Raw genomic sequence first — 15,648 nt, forward strand, 5'->3', positions numbered from 1 at the left:
TTGTTGCTATTATATGGTAAGAATGGACAGTTGTCAACTGTATTTTCAACAAATTGGAAAAAGTTATCCGACCAGAGTTCCCATTTCTTTAGTCGTTTGTCAGATGGAAACGATCCAGAACATAGAATGCCAGACTCATTGCCATTCCGACGATACATGCCAGAACCATTCCCTTTAACTGGATGTTGCCGATGTTGACCGCAATCCCGGAAAGACCTGTTACAAAGATAACGGAGGTCAGAGCCTGATTGCGGGACTTTGCGAAATCCACCTTGGAATCAACGAGAATACGAAGGCCGGAGGTTCCGATCATTCCATAGAGCAGAAATGAGATTCCACCGATAACCGGTCCCGGAATCGTGCTGATCAGTGCAGACAGCTTTCCGATGAAGGAGCAGATGATTGAAAGAACCGCTGCACCTGCGATGACGCGGACACTGTATACGCCTGTCATTGCCATGACACCGATGTTCTCTCCGTAAGTGGTTGTAGGCACAGAACCGAGCATACCGGAAATCATCGTGGAGAAATTATCTCCGAACAGACTGCGATGAAGACCCGGATCTTTTAAGAGGTCTCTGCCGATGATTTTACTTGTGACAACCTGATGACCGATATGTTCAGATGCAATGACGAGAATAACCGGAAGAATAATCAGGATGGCTTCCAGATTGAATTTTGGTGCAGTAAAATTCGGAAGTGCAATCCAGGATGCCTGTGCGACTTCCTCAAAACTTACAATTCCACATGCTACCGCTGCAAGATATCCTGCGATAACGGCAATCAGAATCGGGATAACAGAGAGAAATCCGCGGAAGAGAACTGAACCAAATACCGCGAATCCAAGGGTGACGAAGAAAACAATGACATTGCTTGGATTGATCGTCTCATCGAGAAGACCGGCATTGCTTGCAGCGGAGGAGGAAAGCTCCAGACCGATCAGTGCAACGACAGGTCCCATTGCTGCCGGCGGAAGTACGACATCAATCCATTTTGTACCAAATTTGTAGATGATCAGAGAAAGAATGCATCCGCAGAATCCGACTGCGACGAAACCGCCGAGTGCATACGGATAACCAAATTTGCTGATAACAATGCTCGCCGGTGCGAGGAAAGCAAAGCTAGATCCCAAATATGCCGGTGCTTTTCCTTTTGTCACCATCATAAAGATCAGCGTTCCGCAACCGTTCATCAAGAGAACGATTGCCGGGTTGATTCCGAAGAGAAAAGGTACTAAAACTGATGCTCCGAACATCGCAAACATGTGCTGGATGCTCAGCGGGAGCAACAGATTAAACGGTACCTTCTCGTCTACCTGAATGATTCGTTTGTGTTCCATACGTTTTTAGCCTCCTGTCTTTCCTACTTGTACTTGTATTGTACTTTTTCGGTACTTTGTATCCTATCTATTATTTCACATTTCGGAGGATTCGTCTACCATTATTGAAAAGATGTCCGTTCATTCTTGTTCGCCTTTGTACGTAGACAAAAAGTTTTTACACACACCTTAGAAAATGTGCTATAATGCTGTTAAATGATCAAAATGAAATCAGAGATCGATGGATATGTAATAATAAGATAGTTCCGTATCAATGGAAGGGCAAACGTATCATCGATCGGGGAAAGGATGAGTGTTTTGAAGATAATTGGAAGAAATGATCCATGCTGGTGTGGAAGCGGAAAGAAATATAAGAACTGTCATCTCGAGTTTGACAGCCATTTGAATCTTTTAAAGATGGGTGGTCATCAGGTGCCGAGCCATAATATGATCAAGACTCCGGAGCAGGTTGAGAAGATCAAAGAGAGCGCAGCAATCAATATCGCAGTTCTCGATTATGTCGCTGAGCATATCCGTGCCGGCATCACGACCGAGGATATCGACCGCTGGGTTTACGAGGAGACGACAAAACGCGGTGCGATCCCGGCTCCGCTGAACTTCGAGGGATTCCCGAAGAGTGTCTGCACCTCGATCAACGAGGAAGTCTGCCATGGAATTCCCTCCCCGGATGTTGTTCTGAAAGACGGTGACATCATCAATGTTGACTGTACGACCAATTATCACGGCTTCTATGCCGATGCTTCCCGCATGTTCTGCATCGGAAACGTCTCCGATGAGAAGCGCAAACTCGTTGAGGTGACAAAGGAAGCGGTAATGCGTGGACTTGCGCAGGTAAAACCGTGGGGCTATCTCGGTGATGTCGGTCAGGCAGTCAATGACTACGCAAAAGAGAATGGTTACAGCGTTGTCCGTGAGATCGGTGGTCACGGAGTCGGTGTCGACTTCCATGAGGAGCCGTGGGTGAGCTTTGTGACGAAAAAGGGCACGGAGATGGTGATGGCTCCGGGTATGATGTTCACGATCGAGCCGATGATCAACCTCGGACGCGCCGACATTTACGAGGACGACTCGAATGGTTGGACGATCCGCACCGACGACGGAAGCCCGTCCGCTCAGTGGGAGATTCAGGTTCTCGTAACTGAGACCGGCTATGAGCTGATTGCATGGTAAGACAACAAGAAAAACCAAAAAAAGAAATCGTAAAATAGTATTAAGAATATAAAAAAAGGTCATGGGTATTGTGATCCGATGTCAATTTTGATTTCCGATTTCACAGGTTCCATGACCTTTTTTATATGATAGGAAATTGCGTCCTATCATACAAAAACGCTCCGCGAGGATGCGCCAATTCTCTGCTTTCGTCGACTTGAACTTTATTCCTGCTCATACCCGTACCGAACAAGCTCATACTTCTCGTCATCCATCCCGCCCTTTGGCTCATAGGCAAACAGGATTTCTTTTAATCGCTGCATCCGGTCACCTGACTGGGCGGCCTGGGTGATAACAGAAGGATTTGCCAGCGTCTCCGTCTGTTTTTTGAGGTCTGCAACCATCTCTTCTAACGTCTCTTTTCTCTCCGGGATTGCAAGACCTGCCATCTTTGCAAGCATCCCGATCGACACGGCGCACTCGGTATCCGCGCTCAGCTTCGGAGTTTTCTCAAGCGCAAGTCGAAGCCGGATATCCACAGACTGTTTTACAATTGAGAATACCATTGTTGCCTCTCATCTCCTCTTCCGTTTCTATTTCTATATCATCATTCCCTCATTATCGTTTCATCACATTGAGTTTTTCCTTGGGTTTCGGGTTGAGTCACCCGATTTTTCCGGATATGTGTTCATCTTCCTTCGCATCGCGCCAGTCGAGATCAAGCTGAATCGCCTCGAGATAGTGAACAAGAAATTCCTTCTTTGCATAAATACGAAACTGATGATCAATCTCGTCGTATGTAAAACTCTTTCGCCCGCCATTTTGCATGCGCTCCCAGAAACGTTTTAAATCGCGCAGAGGAAGGTAGTAGAGTTCTTCCTCGGACTTAAAATAAAGAATGAGAAAAGCGATCCCTCCCTGCCGTTCAAAATCCTCCATAAATGCTACCTGATGCGGGTGGACATTTGCAAGTGGAAATGTGCGGACAGCGCACTCTTTTGCATCGAAACAGATCGGAATTCCCTGAACGGCTCCGATATAGTCGACCGTACTCTTCTGGTCAAAGTATGCGAGTGTGATGTGACGCGAGGATTTATCGATGTTGATCGGCGTGATCGGCGTCGGAATCTTCTGAATCAGCGCCAGATGCTTTTCACGGTAAAGATCATTTGTGCGGTTGATCATATCCTCGAGAATCGATCCCCGCAGTCCACGACTCTTCCAGGTTCCCATGCCGTTTTAAGCCTCCTTCTACTCTACTTTTCTGCTTATTTTAAGCCTCTTTCATACAGGTTTCTAATAATTCCTGACCAAACACCGCAACAAATGGCTTCGGAGCCGGTGCAAACACGCGCTTGCCCTCCAGATAAGAAAATGGCTCATTCAAATGTTTCGGAAATTCCATCTCAAACGAATGAAGCATCTGGGAAGTAATATGGAAACGCTTCTTCGCCTCCTCATTAACTGCGGGATTGCCGTACTTGTAATCCCCGACAAGCGGATGACCGATCGATGCGAGATGCGCACGGATCTGATGGGTACGACCGGTGATCAGCGTAACTTTCAGGAGAGTATAGCCATTCGCCTCTCCGACCGGAACATATTCGGTCTGAATCGGCAGAGCATCCTTGTGCTCCTTCTCAAAAATAGTCACCTGATTCGTCTTCTCATTTTTATAGAGCCAACCGCTGATGTGCTGACGTTCCCTCACGCTTCCTTTTACCGCACACAGATAATACTTATGCAGGGAGCGCTCCTTAAACATCGCAGAGAGCATCTGAAGACCTGCGAGAGACTTTCCTCCGGCTACGAGACCACTCGTGTTGCGGTCAAGGCGATTGCAGATCGACGGGCGAAAACTGCGAAGCTGGTCTTTCGTGAGCTGACCGGAATCAAGCAGATAGTCAATCAGATATTCCACAAGGGACTCATCGGTTTCCTTTGCCTTCTGGGAGAGCATCCCCGACGGCTTGTTGATCAGCAGAATATCCGAGTCCTCATAAATAATATCCAATTTTTTCTTGACTACTCTCTGTATCTTTACCTCAGAAAACTTTTCGATCGTCTCATCTGCGAGAAACAGGCGGACAAGATCGCCCTGCTCAAGTTTTTCTGCTCCGGTACATTTCTTTCCGTTTAAGGTAATATTTTTCTTGCGCATCATCTTATAAAGAAAACTTTTTCCTGCAAGATTCAGATATTTCGCCAGCAGTTTGTCGAGACGCTGACCTGCCTCATTTGCGCTAACATGAATTTCCTTCATAATAAATGAAATCCTTTCGTTAAGTCTTTCGTTTGGCCGTAATGTTTCCGTTTCGTTACTTTTCTTCTCTGCGTTCTTTTTTCTTTATCTTTCTTCGTTCTGTTAGCTTTCCTTTATATGGAAAGATTTTTCAGCAGACGAGATGCATACTCCACACTTCCATCATCCTCGTAGGAATCCGCCGGTTTGAGACTTTCGAGACGCTTAAAGAATCCATGCTCGTCCGAAATAATCTTAAAACTCAGCATCATCTTGTTTGCACGAAGCAAATCGGAAACCGTCTGCTCTGCCTTTGCTGTCTTGAGATTTTTCTTCGGACAGTAAGCATAGATTCCTGCCGGATGCACAATCACCGCGTCAAACGGCAGAACGTACTCTTTTGTTGTCACAATCAGATCATACAGAAGCAGGGTTTTCTTCTCATATGGCACAAGCTTCTGGTGAAATGTCTCACCCGGAGTCCGGTAATTCCAAGATGCGAGAAGCGGGGACGCCATGTTTGCCATCGGAAGAACCGTCAGAATCGCCATCACGGTCAAGACATTTTTCGTCGCCTGCTCACTCGCAAAATGACGTGCGAAAAGTTGGGCAAGAATAGCGAGAAGCAAAATCCCGGTAATCATGAGGCGCATCCGCCGGTTTGTCGTGCGGTATCCGTACTCTCCTTTTTCTTTCTTCTTTTGTCTCAATCTCTTTCATCCTTTCTAACCTTGTAAATCTAATCCGTTTCTTATGCTTTTTTCGTTTCGTTTTCTTATGTATCTTTTAAACTCAGAGATGTCGCATAAGTGCAAGAATCCATGAATGGGGGAGAACCTTGCACAGTACAAAGAATGCCTTCATCCACGGACCATAAATGGAAATCGCTTTTCCCATCATGCTGTCACGCAGGGCAAAACGCACGACCTTGCGCGGGTCTGCCATCGTAAGACGCTTGTAGAGTGGGATCTTTCCTGTCATCTCCGCAATATCAAAGAACTCGGTTTTAACCGGTCCGGGGCAAACTGCGGTCACTGAGATTCCCCGTTCACGCAGTTCCTCGCGCAGTGCCCGGCTGTAACTGAGGACAAAGGATTTTGTCGCCGAGTAGATCGCAAATCCCGGTTGGGGAAGAAAGGACGCCGACGATGCAAACTGAATAATCCGGCTGTTGAATGGCATATACGGGAGCACCATATGCGTGACTGCGCAGAGTGCTTCCACATTCAACTGAATCATCCCTGTCTCACTCTCAAGATCAAGCTCTCCGATCTTTCCGATTTTTCCAAATCCTGCGGAATTGATCAGCATACGAACCTGCGGACGGTGTGCCTCAAGCTCTCGCTCAAACAAAGTCCGATCATCCGTATTTTGAAGATCAAGAGGCAGGATGTGCAGGGGCACAGGCACCTGACTTTGAAGTTGTTCGAGTCGTTCTCCCCGTCTCGCAATCACCCAGATCTCCGAGAATTTCTCTCCAAAACGGTCTGCCAGCTGAATCACCGCTTCTCGCCCCATTCCAGAGGAAGCCCCTGTCACAATCGCAATCGGTTTTGAGTTGTTTTTCATGTACTCATCTGTCCTTTCTCGATTTTCAAATTTTTCAAATTTCGGTGAAAAGTTCCTCATAGTCCTCGATAAAGTAGTCTGCAAGCTGTTCTTTCTCCGCTCTCATTTTTACGGAAAAGTCATCCTCCACGGCACAAACCTCCATTCCTGCAGATTTTCCTGCCTGAATTCCCGCCGGAACATCCTCAAACACCATACAGGAAGCAGGTTCTACTCCAAGACGCTTTGCAACCTCCAGATAGATATCCGGAGCCGGTTTGCCGTTTGCGACTTCACATGCAGTTGCGACAACCTGAAAATAGGGGCGAATTTCCAAAGATTCCAGAACCGCTTCCACCATCGCCTGTCCGTTGCTCGTCGCAATTCCCGCAAGGATTCCGTGTTCCTTTAAGTATTCGAGAAATCTTCTCGCACCTTTCTTTAATGGAACCTGGGAGCGGTATTTTTCCAGACTCATCTCTACCCATGCCTGCTTGATCTCATCGAGAGACTTTGGAAGCTGAAACCGTTCCTTGAAATAGACGGCTGTCTCTGAAAAACTCATGCCCTCGATCACTTTTTCAAGGTCTGGCGGACATTCCAGTCCGAAACCGGAGAGATATTCGATGTCAATCTGATGCCACATCCACATCGAATCCACAAGCGTTCCGTCAAGATCAAACAAAACTGCTTTCTTTGTATTTACCTTTTCCATAATTCTTTGACCATTCAAATTTGTTTCGGAATTTTCCGTAATCGTATTTGTGATGGTTGTAGCTGCGGTGATTGTATTTTCGGTGGTTGCAATTCCATGCTGTTGAAGCGCGGAGATTTCCTCTGCGGTCAGGCGTCGATACTCTCCCGGAGTCAGCGTCTCATCCAGCTTCAAACTTCCCATTGAGAGGCGTTTTAAATATTCTACCCGACATCCGAGCACTTCAAACATTCGCTTCACCTGATGGAATTTTCCCTCCTGAATCGTCAGCAGGACTTCAGAAAGGGATGAAGAATCCTGTGCCAGATGAAGGATTTCCAGTCGTCCCGGTTTTATCTCCGTCCCGTCCTCCAATGTCATTCCCTTTGCCATCTGCTCTTTCGCATTCGCCGGGAGCACGCCGGAGATCTTCGCATAATACTGCTTGTCGACATGTTTTCCGGGGGCAAGAAGGCGATGCGTGAGATCTCCATCATTTGTCAGAAGCAGAAGTCCCTCCGTGTCGATGTCGAGTCTACCGACCGGAAACAGATCTCTGCGATTCTCCCCGCTCAACAGGTCAATGACAGTCTTGTGTCGGCCATCTTCCGTCGCAGAAATGACTCCCTGCGGTTTATAGAGCATATAATACTCATATGCGTGATACAGAATCTTCTCTCCGTCAAATGTGACCTCGTCGCGATCCGGATCAATTTTGCGGTCCGTCTTCTTCTCTGTCTGTCCGTTGATCTGAATTCGTCCTTTTTTTCCTGCTTCTCGAATCTGACTGCGACTTCCCTTGTTCATATCTGCCAGAAATTTATCCAGCCGAATCGGTTTTGCCATATATTTCCTTCTCCATTTCTAAGTTGCGATTGCCCGGTTCCAGTTGCGATCGAGCTTTATACTGCATTTAAGTGCGTTTCATTCCCTTTACTGCCAACGCCATCCCGGATAATACTTGTTCTTTAAAGATCCACCTGCGTATTTTGCCCAGCCGAGAGGGTAATCGTCGACACAGACAAGCACCCAGCCCTTTTTCCATTTTATCTCGTTTTCCTCAAGCGCAATCGTCTCACCCTTCAGATAACGGATCACACGATCATCCTCGCAGGAAAGATTCAGTGTCTGGCAGAAGTCCGAAGCCTTCATCGCCATTGCGACAGCCTGTGACGGCTCAAAACGCTTTCCCTTCCACTCACCAAGCAGAAGTCCTGTGCGGAGATAGCGAAGATTCCAAGACGGGTCAAATGTCTCCGGAAGCAGATAAACGCAGTTGTTTTTGATCATCATGCGGCTGCGGTCAAACGGCTCTGCGCACTGTTTTTCCCATTCGAGAAAATCACTCTCCTTCTCCATGGACTTGATCTCTTTCTCGTACGGATTCTTCCGGGGTATCGCTTTATTTTTCTTTTTCCGATTCTGATTCTGCTGATCCGCGACTGCTTTCTCTGCTTCCACTGCTTCTGCTAATACTGCCCCGGATTCAGATTCTTCTGCGGATTCAGCTTTGCTCTCCTGTGCATGCTTCTTTTGAAGTAATGCCAGAAAATGCCCTTCTCCGCGAATCTTGTGCGGGAACAGGCGAACAACCGGCTCTCCATCCATTCCGCCGACTGCACCGTCCCAGAGCGGGATCGGAACCAGCTGTAGTTCCGGAAACTCTGCAAGAAGCCAATGGATTACCTCCTCATCCTCGATTTGCGCAAAGGTGCAGGTCGAGTAGAGAAGAAAACCACCCGGCTTGAGCATCCGGACTGCCTGTGAGAGAATCTCTTTCTGGATCGGCGCATAGTCTTCCGGTCCGCGTTCCTCCCAGGATCGGATCAGATCCGGATCTTTGCGAAACATTCCCTCTCCTGAGCACGGAGCATCCACGAGAATCCGATCAAAGAACTCCCCGAAATTTTCGGCAAGACGTTCCGGCGGATCGCTGACAACACAGATATTCGGGATTCCAAAAAGCTCCAGATTCTTTAAAAGTGCTTTCGCACGCGAATTACTGATGTCGTTTGAGACGAGAAGTCCCTCCCCGGCAAGACGAGCGCCAAGTTCGGTGCTCTTTCCACCCGGAGCAGCACACAGATCGAGAACGCACTCTCCCGGTTTTGGTGCCAAAATCTGTGCCGGAGTCATCGCGCTCGGCTCTTGCAGATAGTAAAGACCCGCAAAATAGTATGGATGTCTGGCAGGGCGCAGTTCATCCGGATAGTAAAAGCCATTGTCCGTCCAGGCCACCGGTTCACAGCCCTCAAACGGACTGATCTCAGACCAATGTTCGGCGGTTGTCTTTGTGCGGTTGATTCGCAGACCCTGATGCGGGGTTTGCTCGTAGGAGGAAAGCCATGCCTCGTAATCCTCTCCGAGGAGAGTTTTCATCTCATCTAAAAAATGCTGTGGTAAATTCATTTATTTCTCCTCATTTTTCGTTTTTTTGATCCATGATCACAATCCATCATGATCCACAAAATTTAGCATATATCAGTAGAGAGAACGTAAAAAGAAGGAATCGGATGCTGTCCTGCCTCTCCATTCTCATTCTCGGTCTGCTTCTTGCCTTTCCGACACTCGCCGTTGAGGGCGCCGCTGCCGGACTTTTGCTCTGGTTTAACGTCGTGCTTCCGACGCTTGCCCCGTTTATGATCTGCACAAGAATGATTTCTGTCCTCGGAGCGGAACGTCTTCTGATTCGACCATTTTATCCGTTGATTCATGGACTTCTCGGATTTTCCGAGCCGGGAGCCTATGTCCTTCTCTGCGGTCTTCTCTGTGGTTATCCTCTCGGCGCAAGGCTCTGTGCAGAAAAGCTCAAAAACGAAGAACTCTCTCTTGCAGAGGCGAGATGTCTGCTTGCAACGGCAAACCATCCAAGCCCGATGTTTCTGCTCGGATTTGTAAACAGACAGGTGATCCGTGTGTTTGAGCACGCCCAACTGCCCTCGTCCTCATATCTTCCGTCCCCGTCGTCTTTTTCACACTCTCCGTGGTTGATTCCTCTGTGCCTGTATCTTCCGGTGATCCCTCTCTCATTTCTGGCGAGACATTTCTACCAGTTTGAAAGGTTTGAAAAACAGGATTCTCAAGATTCTCAAAAATCCCAAAATCTTCAGGAATACCGGGAACCTTCCTCTGATACTTCCGGTGCTTCCGGTGTCTCCGTGGAAGATGCGATCTTTTCCACGGCTCACACGATGGTTCTGATCGGCGGATGGATCATGCTGTTTTCAATTCTCGCCAAATGGGTACAGACAATTCCCTGCTTTTCTCCATCGATCAAGGCAATCCTTGGCGGAATCGCAGAAATCACGACCGGAATTCCTCTCCTCTGCTCTGCTTTTTCGGAAAAGAAAACACTTTGCCTGATTCTCGTGACCGGCTGTGTCGCCTTTGGTGGCGGATCGGGAATTTTTCAGACGCGCAGTGTTCTTCTTGTCAAGCAAAAAAATGCCGGATTATCCATCCGGCATTATATCCTGTGGAAGGCACTTCATGCCTTGCTCGCAACGGGAACTCTTATTTTTCTTCTGTGGTTGCTTCCTGAGCTGGAGCGGGTGCTACCGGCTGTGCCTGCTCTTCTGCAACGGGTGCATTGGATACTCCTGCAGAGAGCTCATTGCGGTTTGCTGTAACAATGTCATAGGTGGACTGCAAGGAGGCGTTGAATGCCTCAAGATGTCTTCTGGACTCCTCCATCGTGTGACTCATGATCGTCTGAAGACTTCTGAGCATATCGTCGGTGTAGTCAATTGCGCCCTGACGAATGCTGTTTGCATCAACAGCTGCGCTGTCCACGATTGCCTGAGCCTGCTGCTGAGCTTCCTCAACAACACGATTTGCCTCTGCATATGCCTTCTGCATAATCTCATGCTCGTTTACCAGCTCGTTAGTCTGAGCGGTTGCATCTGCAAGGATCGCATTTGCCTGGGTATGTGCCTCGTTGATGATTGCTTCCTGATTGCTGATGATCTTCTGATACTGCTTGATCTCATCCGGAATGCGAAGACGCAGTTCCACTAAAAGCTCCTCTAACTCCTCTTTGTTTACCAGAATCTTCGTGCTGGACAGAGGCTGAAATTTACAGCTGTCAATATATTCTTCAATTTCCCCAATTAACTGTTCAATTCTGCTCATGATAAATTATCTCCTTACCGTACCGTATATTGCTATTGGTGCTTATCCGCAGTCATCCGCTCTCTGAACTTCTCCCGTGTCCGCTCTGCCACCATCGGATGAAGGAAGGCATCGATGTCACCACCGTATCCCGCAATCTCCTTCACAATGCTGGAACTTAAATAGGAATATTTCAGATTGGTTGTCAAAAAGATCGTATCAATATCTCCGGCGATGACCCGGTTTGTCTGTGCCATCTGAAGCTCGTACTCAAAATCTGTAATCGCTCTGAGCCCTCTGACAATCACGTTCGCGTGATTCTGATGGACAAAGTCAACAAGAAGCCCGTCAAACGACATGACTTCTACATTGTCCAGATGGGAAGTTACACTCCTTAACATATTAACACGTTCCTCAACAGAAAACAACGGAGTTTTTGAATTATTCTGCAAAACTCCAATGATTACATGGTCCATCATCTTTGCTGTGCGCTCGATAATGTCTAAATGTCCAAGGGTAACCGGATCAAAACTGCCCGGATAAACTGCTGTTGCCATTTCATTCTCCTCGATAGACAAACATATGTTTGTTTGTCTTATATGTTTTATTTTTCTCCAGAACAAATCCAAGCGATTCCAGATAGTCGAAGGAAGTCTCAAGAGAGGCCTCGATGATAATCGTGCTCTGCTTGTCAATCAGCTCAGAACCTGTCAGATATTCGAGCATCTGTCGCTCCAACTCGTGATTGTAAGGCGGGTCCATAAAAATATAATCAAATCGATACTTTCCTTCTAAACGTTTCAGGGCAGTCAGAGCGTCCGTGTGCATCACAACTGCGCGGTCCTCAAGACGGGTTGCCTTCAGATTTTCCCGCACAATCTGTACCGCATCTGCATTTTGTTCCACAAATACCGCTGTCTTTGCGCCACGGCTGAGCGCCTCAATTCCGATTCCACCACTTCCGGCAAACAGATCCAAAAATGTGCAGTCTGCCAAATCATACTGGAGCATATTAAAAAGAGTCTCTTTGATTCGATCCTGGGTAGGTCTTGTATTCATCCCCTCCAGTGTTTTTAAAGAAACGCGTCTTGCGCTTCCGGCAATCACTCGCATTGCTTCTCTTCTCCTCGATTTCTGTTCTTGTTTTCTTCACTTCGACAAATTTTCATGTACCATTATATAGGGAAATTTTCCAATACACAAGTTGTTTTTTTCTTTGAACATGGTTTTCACGGCTTAGGATGTGTTTACAAGAATTCTTTAAGTTTTTTAGATTTTCGGTTACATATTTCGGATTTCAGGGTGGATTTTTCAAGTTTCTGACAAATTACGCAGAAGATGCTAGTGTAAGATTCTTTTTGAAACACATACTAACATCGTAACCAAACACCAACCAGTCACAGAGCAGAAGAATTTCCATTCGCCTGCTATGTGGCAGGCAAAATGGAAAGGAGGCCATATTTATGGCAGGAAAATCTTCTAACAGAGCAGAGGTACCGGAGGCAAAAGAGGCACTGGATCGTTTCAAGATGGAAGTAGCCGGTGAGCTGGGTGTTCCGCTGACCAACGGTTACAACGGAAACTTAACCTCCGCTCAGAATGGTTCTGTCGGCGGATATATGGTGAAAAAGATGATCGAGGCGCAGGAAAAACAGATGGCCGGCAAGTAAGCAAATAAGAGTAAAAAACTCTTAAAAGATCCGAAGAAATCCCAAAAAGAGATTTCAGAAAAACGAAGACAGAAAAATAAAAGGATCAAAAAAGAGAGGCTCCGGGATTTTATGCCCGGGGCTTCTCCTCTTTTAAATCAAAACCCTGTAACCAGAAGACAGATGTTTAATCCAATCACTGTCACACCGATCAGGACAAGCAGAAAAAGATCAAGGCGACTGTTTGCAAATTTCCCCATAACTTTCTTTGATGAGGTCAGATAAACCAGCAAAATAATCGTGATCGGAAGTTGCATCGACAAAAACATCTGGCTGTATACAAGTCCCGTAAAAGGATCTTTGATAAAGAAAATGATCGCGAGAGACAAAAGAAACAGAACGATGATGCCGAGTCTGCTGTGTCGGTCTCGAATGTCATAAGGTTCCTCGAAAATTCCGGCAGTGATACTTCCGCCCGCCATTCCAGCTGTCACAGAAGAACTGATTCCCGCCATCAAGAGGGCGACTGCGAAAATCACGGAGGCGGAGGGACCAATCAACGGGGTCAGCATTTTTGCTGCCTGTTCGAGTTCACTCACCTGCTCACCTGCCTGAAAAAACGTGGATGCGGCGACGATCAGCATTGCACTGTTGATTGCCCAGCCGATTCCCATTGAGAGTAGCGTATCAAGAAACTCGTACTTGAGCTGTTTTCGAATCACAGCCTCCTCCTGTACATTCCACTGACGACTCTGAATGACTTCCGAGTGGAGGAACAGGTTGTGTGGCATCACGACTGCGCCGAGCACACTCATGATTACCGGCATCGAACCCGTCGGCACAGACGGAACAACCCAGGCGCGCGCAGCCTCCGGCCAGTCAACTTTTACCATCAGAATCTCAATCAGGAACGCAAGACCGATCAGAGAAACAAATCCGATGATCCATCGCTCCAGCTTTCGGTAGGAGTTTGTCAGAAGCAGTCCCATCGAAACTGCCGTCATCAGCACCGATCCAAGTTTTACAGGAATAGAAAACAGCATGGACAGCGCAATCGCTCCGCCGAGAATCTCGGCAAGAATCGTTGCCGTCGTTGCCATCAATCCGGTCAAAAGAGCAAATCGCCCCAACCATTTCGGAAGATATTTCGTGGCGCTCTCCGCCATGCAAAGTCCCGTGACAATTCCAAGATGAGCGGCATTGTGCTGTAAGATGATCAGCATGATTGTCGACAGCGTAACCATCCACAAAAGTGCGTAGCCGTAATCCGCTCCGGCAGCGACATTGGAAGCCCAGTTTCCGGGATCAATAAAACCGACTGTCACAAGCAGACCCGGACCGATGTATTTCAGGATCTCGAGTCCGCCGTTTTGTTCCTTATGCATACCGCCTTCCAGCCAATTCTTTAATTTTTTCATTATTATGCTATTCCTTTCTGATTTCCGATTCTACCATAAAAATTGAAAATGCAGAAGAGATTTTCACCCTGCTGAGAAACTATGGCTGTTAAGCGGTTTTTCTATGAAATTGTCCCCGTTCTTTGTGTTTCTTCATGTGCTTCGTTGGATCTTGGTGTCTTTTCTGATGGTACTGTTTTACTGTTTTACTTTTTTAGTATTTTTCTACTCCGAAGTGGTAGATTGTCGTGGTGTGATACTCCTCTCCAACTTTTAAGACAGGAGAATCAAACTGCGGTTTGTTGATTGCGTCCGGGAAATACTGGGTCTCAAAGCAGTAAGCGGATCTCTCTCCATACTCAGCACCATCTTTTCCGCGGGAAGAATGCAGAGAGTTTGCTGTGTAGAACTGGATACCCGGAAGATCGGTGTACACGTCCATCGTGCGTCCGCTCTTCGGATCGTATGCCTTTGCGGACAATGCCAGATCGCCTTTTTCATGATTGAGTGCCCAGTTGTGATCATAACCCTTAGCCTGATTTAATGGCTCATAATCAGAATCGATATCGCGGCCAATCTCCTTCATTGTGGTGAAATCCATCGGTGTTCCCGCTACCGGAACAAGCTCTCCTGTCGGAATCGACTCGGCATCTGTGATCGTGAAGGTGTCTGCGTCAATCCAGACCTGCTGATCCTCGATGGTTCCGGACTTATGTCCACGAAGGTTGAAATATGCATGATTCGTGAAGTTTGCGATCGTGTCCTCATCTGCGGTCATCTGATAGTCAATTTTGACACTGTCATCCGGAGTCAGGGTGTAACTGACTGCAATCTGTGCATTTCCCGGGTAATTCTGGTCTCCGTCCGGGCTGAACAGGGAGAATGTGATCTTTGTGCCAAGCCCAGTCTCCTCCAGCTCTGCATCCCAGAGACGATCGCGGTAATAATCCGGTCCGCTGTGCAGGTTGTTCTTCGTGCCGGAATTGATCACAAGTGCATACGTCATTCCATTGAGGGTAAAAGTTGCTCCGCCGATGCGGTTTGCATTTCTTCCCACAATCTCACCAAGATGACCACCCTCGTGCAGACAGGTATCCACGCTGTCATAGCCTAAGAGAACGTCATCGATCTTTCCATTGCGATCGAATGTCTTCATCTCCAGCCAGATTCCACCGAGATCCGTGAAGGAAGCGGATATGCCATGTTCATTTGTCAGCGTATACTTATACACCTGCGCTCCGTTTTCCAGTTCCCCAAATAATTCTTTTTTCCAAGCCATATGATTGATCTGCCTTTCCCCTTTAAGGATTTTTCTGTTTGTTGTCTGTCATACAGACATGTACAGACATTTTTTCATTCACTCTTATTATAACACATGCACCTGTCTTTGACGATTTTTTCCGGACTCTTTTTCTTTTTTAATACTTTCTCTTTTTTATTCGTTATGTTTCTTTTTTCTATCTTTTTTCTCTTTTTCTGTTTTCCGATTTTAAGCGCGGTTTGAGATTCTTAGCTCATAC

16 protein-coding genes and 1 pseudogene are annotated in these 15,648 nt (G+C 47.1%); 3 read left to right on the forward strand and 14 right to left on the reverse strand.

The annotated features are described in order from the left end of the window. Positions 1 to 88 precede the first annotated feature (88 nt). The gene (uraA, locus tag AC4EVX_RS07505) at positions 89 to 1,339 is read right to left on the reverse strand and encodes a uracil permease (protein ID WP_177976762.1); all 1,251 of its coding nucleotides are present in this window, start codon (positions 1,337 to 1,339) and stop codon (positions 89 to 91) included. 288 nt (positions 1,340 to 1,627) lie between these two features. Here uraA and AC4EVX_RS07510 point away from each other — a divergent pair, with 288 nt between their 5' ends. Further along, positions 1,628 to 2,509, forward strand: coding sequence for a methionyl aminopeptidase (locus AC4EVX_RS07510; RefSeq protein ID WP_331682053.1), 882 nt, complete (start codon positions 1,628 to 1,630; stop codon positions 2,507 to 2,509). A gap of 203 nt (positions 2,510 to 2,712) precedes the next feature. On the opposite strand, the gene AC4EVX_RS07515 is transcribed toward AC4EVX_RS07510, so the two are convergent. From AC4EVX_RS07515 to AC4EVX_RS07550, 8 genes and pseudogenes are all read right to left on the reverse strand, one after another. Next, entirely contained in the window at positions 2,713 to 3,054 is a 342-nt protein-coding gene (locus AC4EVX_RS07515; RefSeq protein WP_490159898.1) for a DUF3837 family protein, read from the reverse strand. Between the two features lie 97 nt (positions 3,055 to 3,151). Beyond that, positions 3,152 to 3,721, reverse strand: a complete 570-nt coding sequence (locus AC4EVX_RS07520; protein WP_490159899.1) for a Holliday junction resolvase RecU — start codon at positions 3,719 to 3,721, stop codon at positions 3,152 to 3,154. Positions 3,722 to 3,761: 40 nt separating this feature from the next. Then, a complete protein-coding gene (locus AC4EVX_RS07525) occupies positions 3,762 to 4,751 on the reverse strand; it encodes an RluA family pseudouridine synthase (RefSeq protein WP_490159900.1) in 990 nt (329 codons plus the stop codon). 113 nt (positions 4,752 to 4,864) lie between these two features. After that, positions 4,865 to 5,440 carry an O-linked GlcNAc transferase-like protein gene (locus tag AC4EVX_RS07530; protein WP_490159901.1) on the reverse strand — a complete coding sequence of 192 codons (576 nt, stop codon included), beginning with the start codon at positions 5,438 to 5,440 and terminating at the stop codon, positions 4,865 to 4,867. A gap of 82 nt (positions 5,441 to 5,522) precedes the next feature. After that, a complete protein-coding gene (locus AC4EVX_RS07535; RefSeq protein ID WP_490159902.1) occupies positions 5,523 to 6,299 on the reverse strand; it encodes an SDR family NAD(P)-dependent oxidoreductase in 777 nt (258 codons plus the stop codon). A 34-nt stretch (positions 6,300 to 6,333) separates the two neighbouring features. After that, complete coding sequence (locus tag AC4EVX_RS07540; RefSeq protein WP_490159921.1) at positions 6,334 to 6,993, reverse strand: HAD family hydrolase; 660 nt, start codon at positions 6,991 to 6,993, stop codon at positions 6,334 to 6,336. Positions 6,994 to 7,086: 93 nt separating this feature from the next. After that, a pseudogene (locus tag AC4EVX_RS07545) lies at positions 7,087 to 7,818 on the reverse strand (pseudouridine synthase); the annotation flags it as partial. 87 nt (positions 7,819 to 7,905) lie between these two features. Then, entirely contained in the window at positions 7,906 to 9,381 is a 1,476-nt protein-coding gene (locus AC4EVX_RS07550) for an RsmF rRNA methyltransferase first C-terminal domain-containing protein (RefSeq protein ID WP_177976769.1), read from the reverse strand. 104 nt (positions 9,382 to 9,485) lie between these two features. Between AC4EVX_RS07550 and AC4EVX_RS07555 the strand changes: the two genes are divergently transcribed. After that, positions 9,486 to 10,601, forward strand: coding sequence for a nucleoside recognition protein (locus tag AC4EVX_RS07555; protein ID WP_490159903.1), 1,116 nt, complete (start codon positions 9,486 to 9,488; stop codon positions 10,599 to 10,601). On the opposite strand, the gene AC4EVX_RS07560 is transcribed toward AC4EVX_RS07555, so the two are convergent. Genes AC4EVX_RS07560 through rsmD form a run of 3 tightly spaced genes read right to left on the reverse strand, consistent with a single transcriptional unit; the run spans position 10,486 to position 12,195 of the window. After that, entirely contained in the window at positions 10,486 to 11,106 is a 621-nt protein-coding gene (locus AC4EVX_RS07560; protein ID WP_308451299.1) for a vacuolar family H+-ATPase subunit H, read from the reverse strand. The two genes, AC4EVX_RS07555 and AC4EVX_RS07560, sit on opposite strands and share 116 nt — an antisense overlap. A gap of 29 nt (positions 11,107 to 11,135) precedes the next feature. Next, positions 11,136 to 11,639, reverse strand: a complete 504-nt coding sequence (gene coaD, locus AC4EVX_RS07565; RefSeq protein WP_177976772.1) for a pantetheine-phosphate adenylyltransferase — start codon at positions 11,637 to 11,639, stop codon at positions 11,136 to 11,138. 1 nt (position 11,640) lies between these two features. Beyond that, positions 11,641 to 12,195 (reverse strand): 16S rRNA (guanine(966)-N(2))-methyltransferase RsmD, encoded by a 555-nt coding sequence (gene rsmD, locus AC4EVX_RS07570; RefSeq protein ID WP_308451284.1) that lies wholly within the window; start codon positions 12,193 to 12,195, stop codon positions 11,641 to 11,643. 350 nt (positions 12,196 to 12,545) lie between these two features. Here rsmD and AC4EVX_RS07575 point away from each other — a divergent pair, with 350 nt between their 5' ends. After that, positions 12,546 to 12,752 carry an alpha/beta-type small acid-soluble spore protein gene (locus tag AC4EVX_RS07575; protein WP_177976774.1) on the forward strand — a complete coding sequence of 69 codons (207 nt, stop codon included), beginning with the start codon at positions 12,546 to 12,548 and terminating at the stop codon, positions 12,750 to 12,752. Between the two features lie 137 nt (positions 12,753 to 12,889). Here AC4EVX_RS07575 and AC4EVX_RS07580 read toward each other — a convergent pair whose 3' ends face one another. Both AC4EVX_RS07580 and AC4EVX_RS07585 read right to left on the reverse strand, forming a co-directional pair. Continuing rightward, positions 12,890 to 14,149, reverse strand: coding sequence for an Nramp family divalent metal transporter (locus AC4EVX_RS07580; protein WP_177976775.1), 1,260 nt, complete (start codon positions 14,147 to 14,149; stop codon positions 12,890 to 12,892). 193 nt (positions 14,150 to 14,342) lie between these two features. Then, positions 14,343 to 15,407: a galactose-1-epimerase gene (locus AC4EVX_RS07585; protein WP_177976776.1), complete on the reverse strand. Its 1,065-nt coding sequence runs from the start codon at positions 15,405 to 15,407 to the stop codon at positions 14,343 to 14,345. Positions 15,408 to 15,648 lie beyond the last annotated feature (241 nt).

The organism is Brotaphodocola sp., from assembly GCF_983179755.1.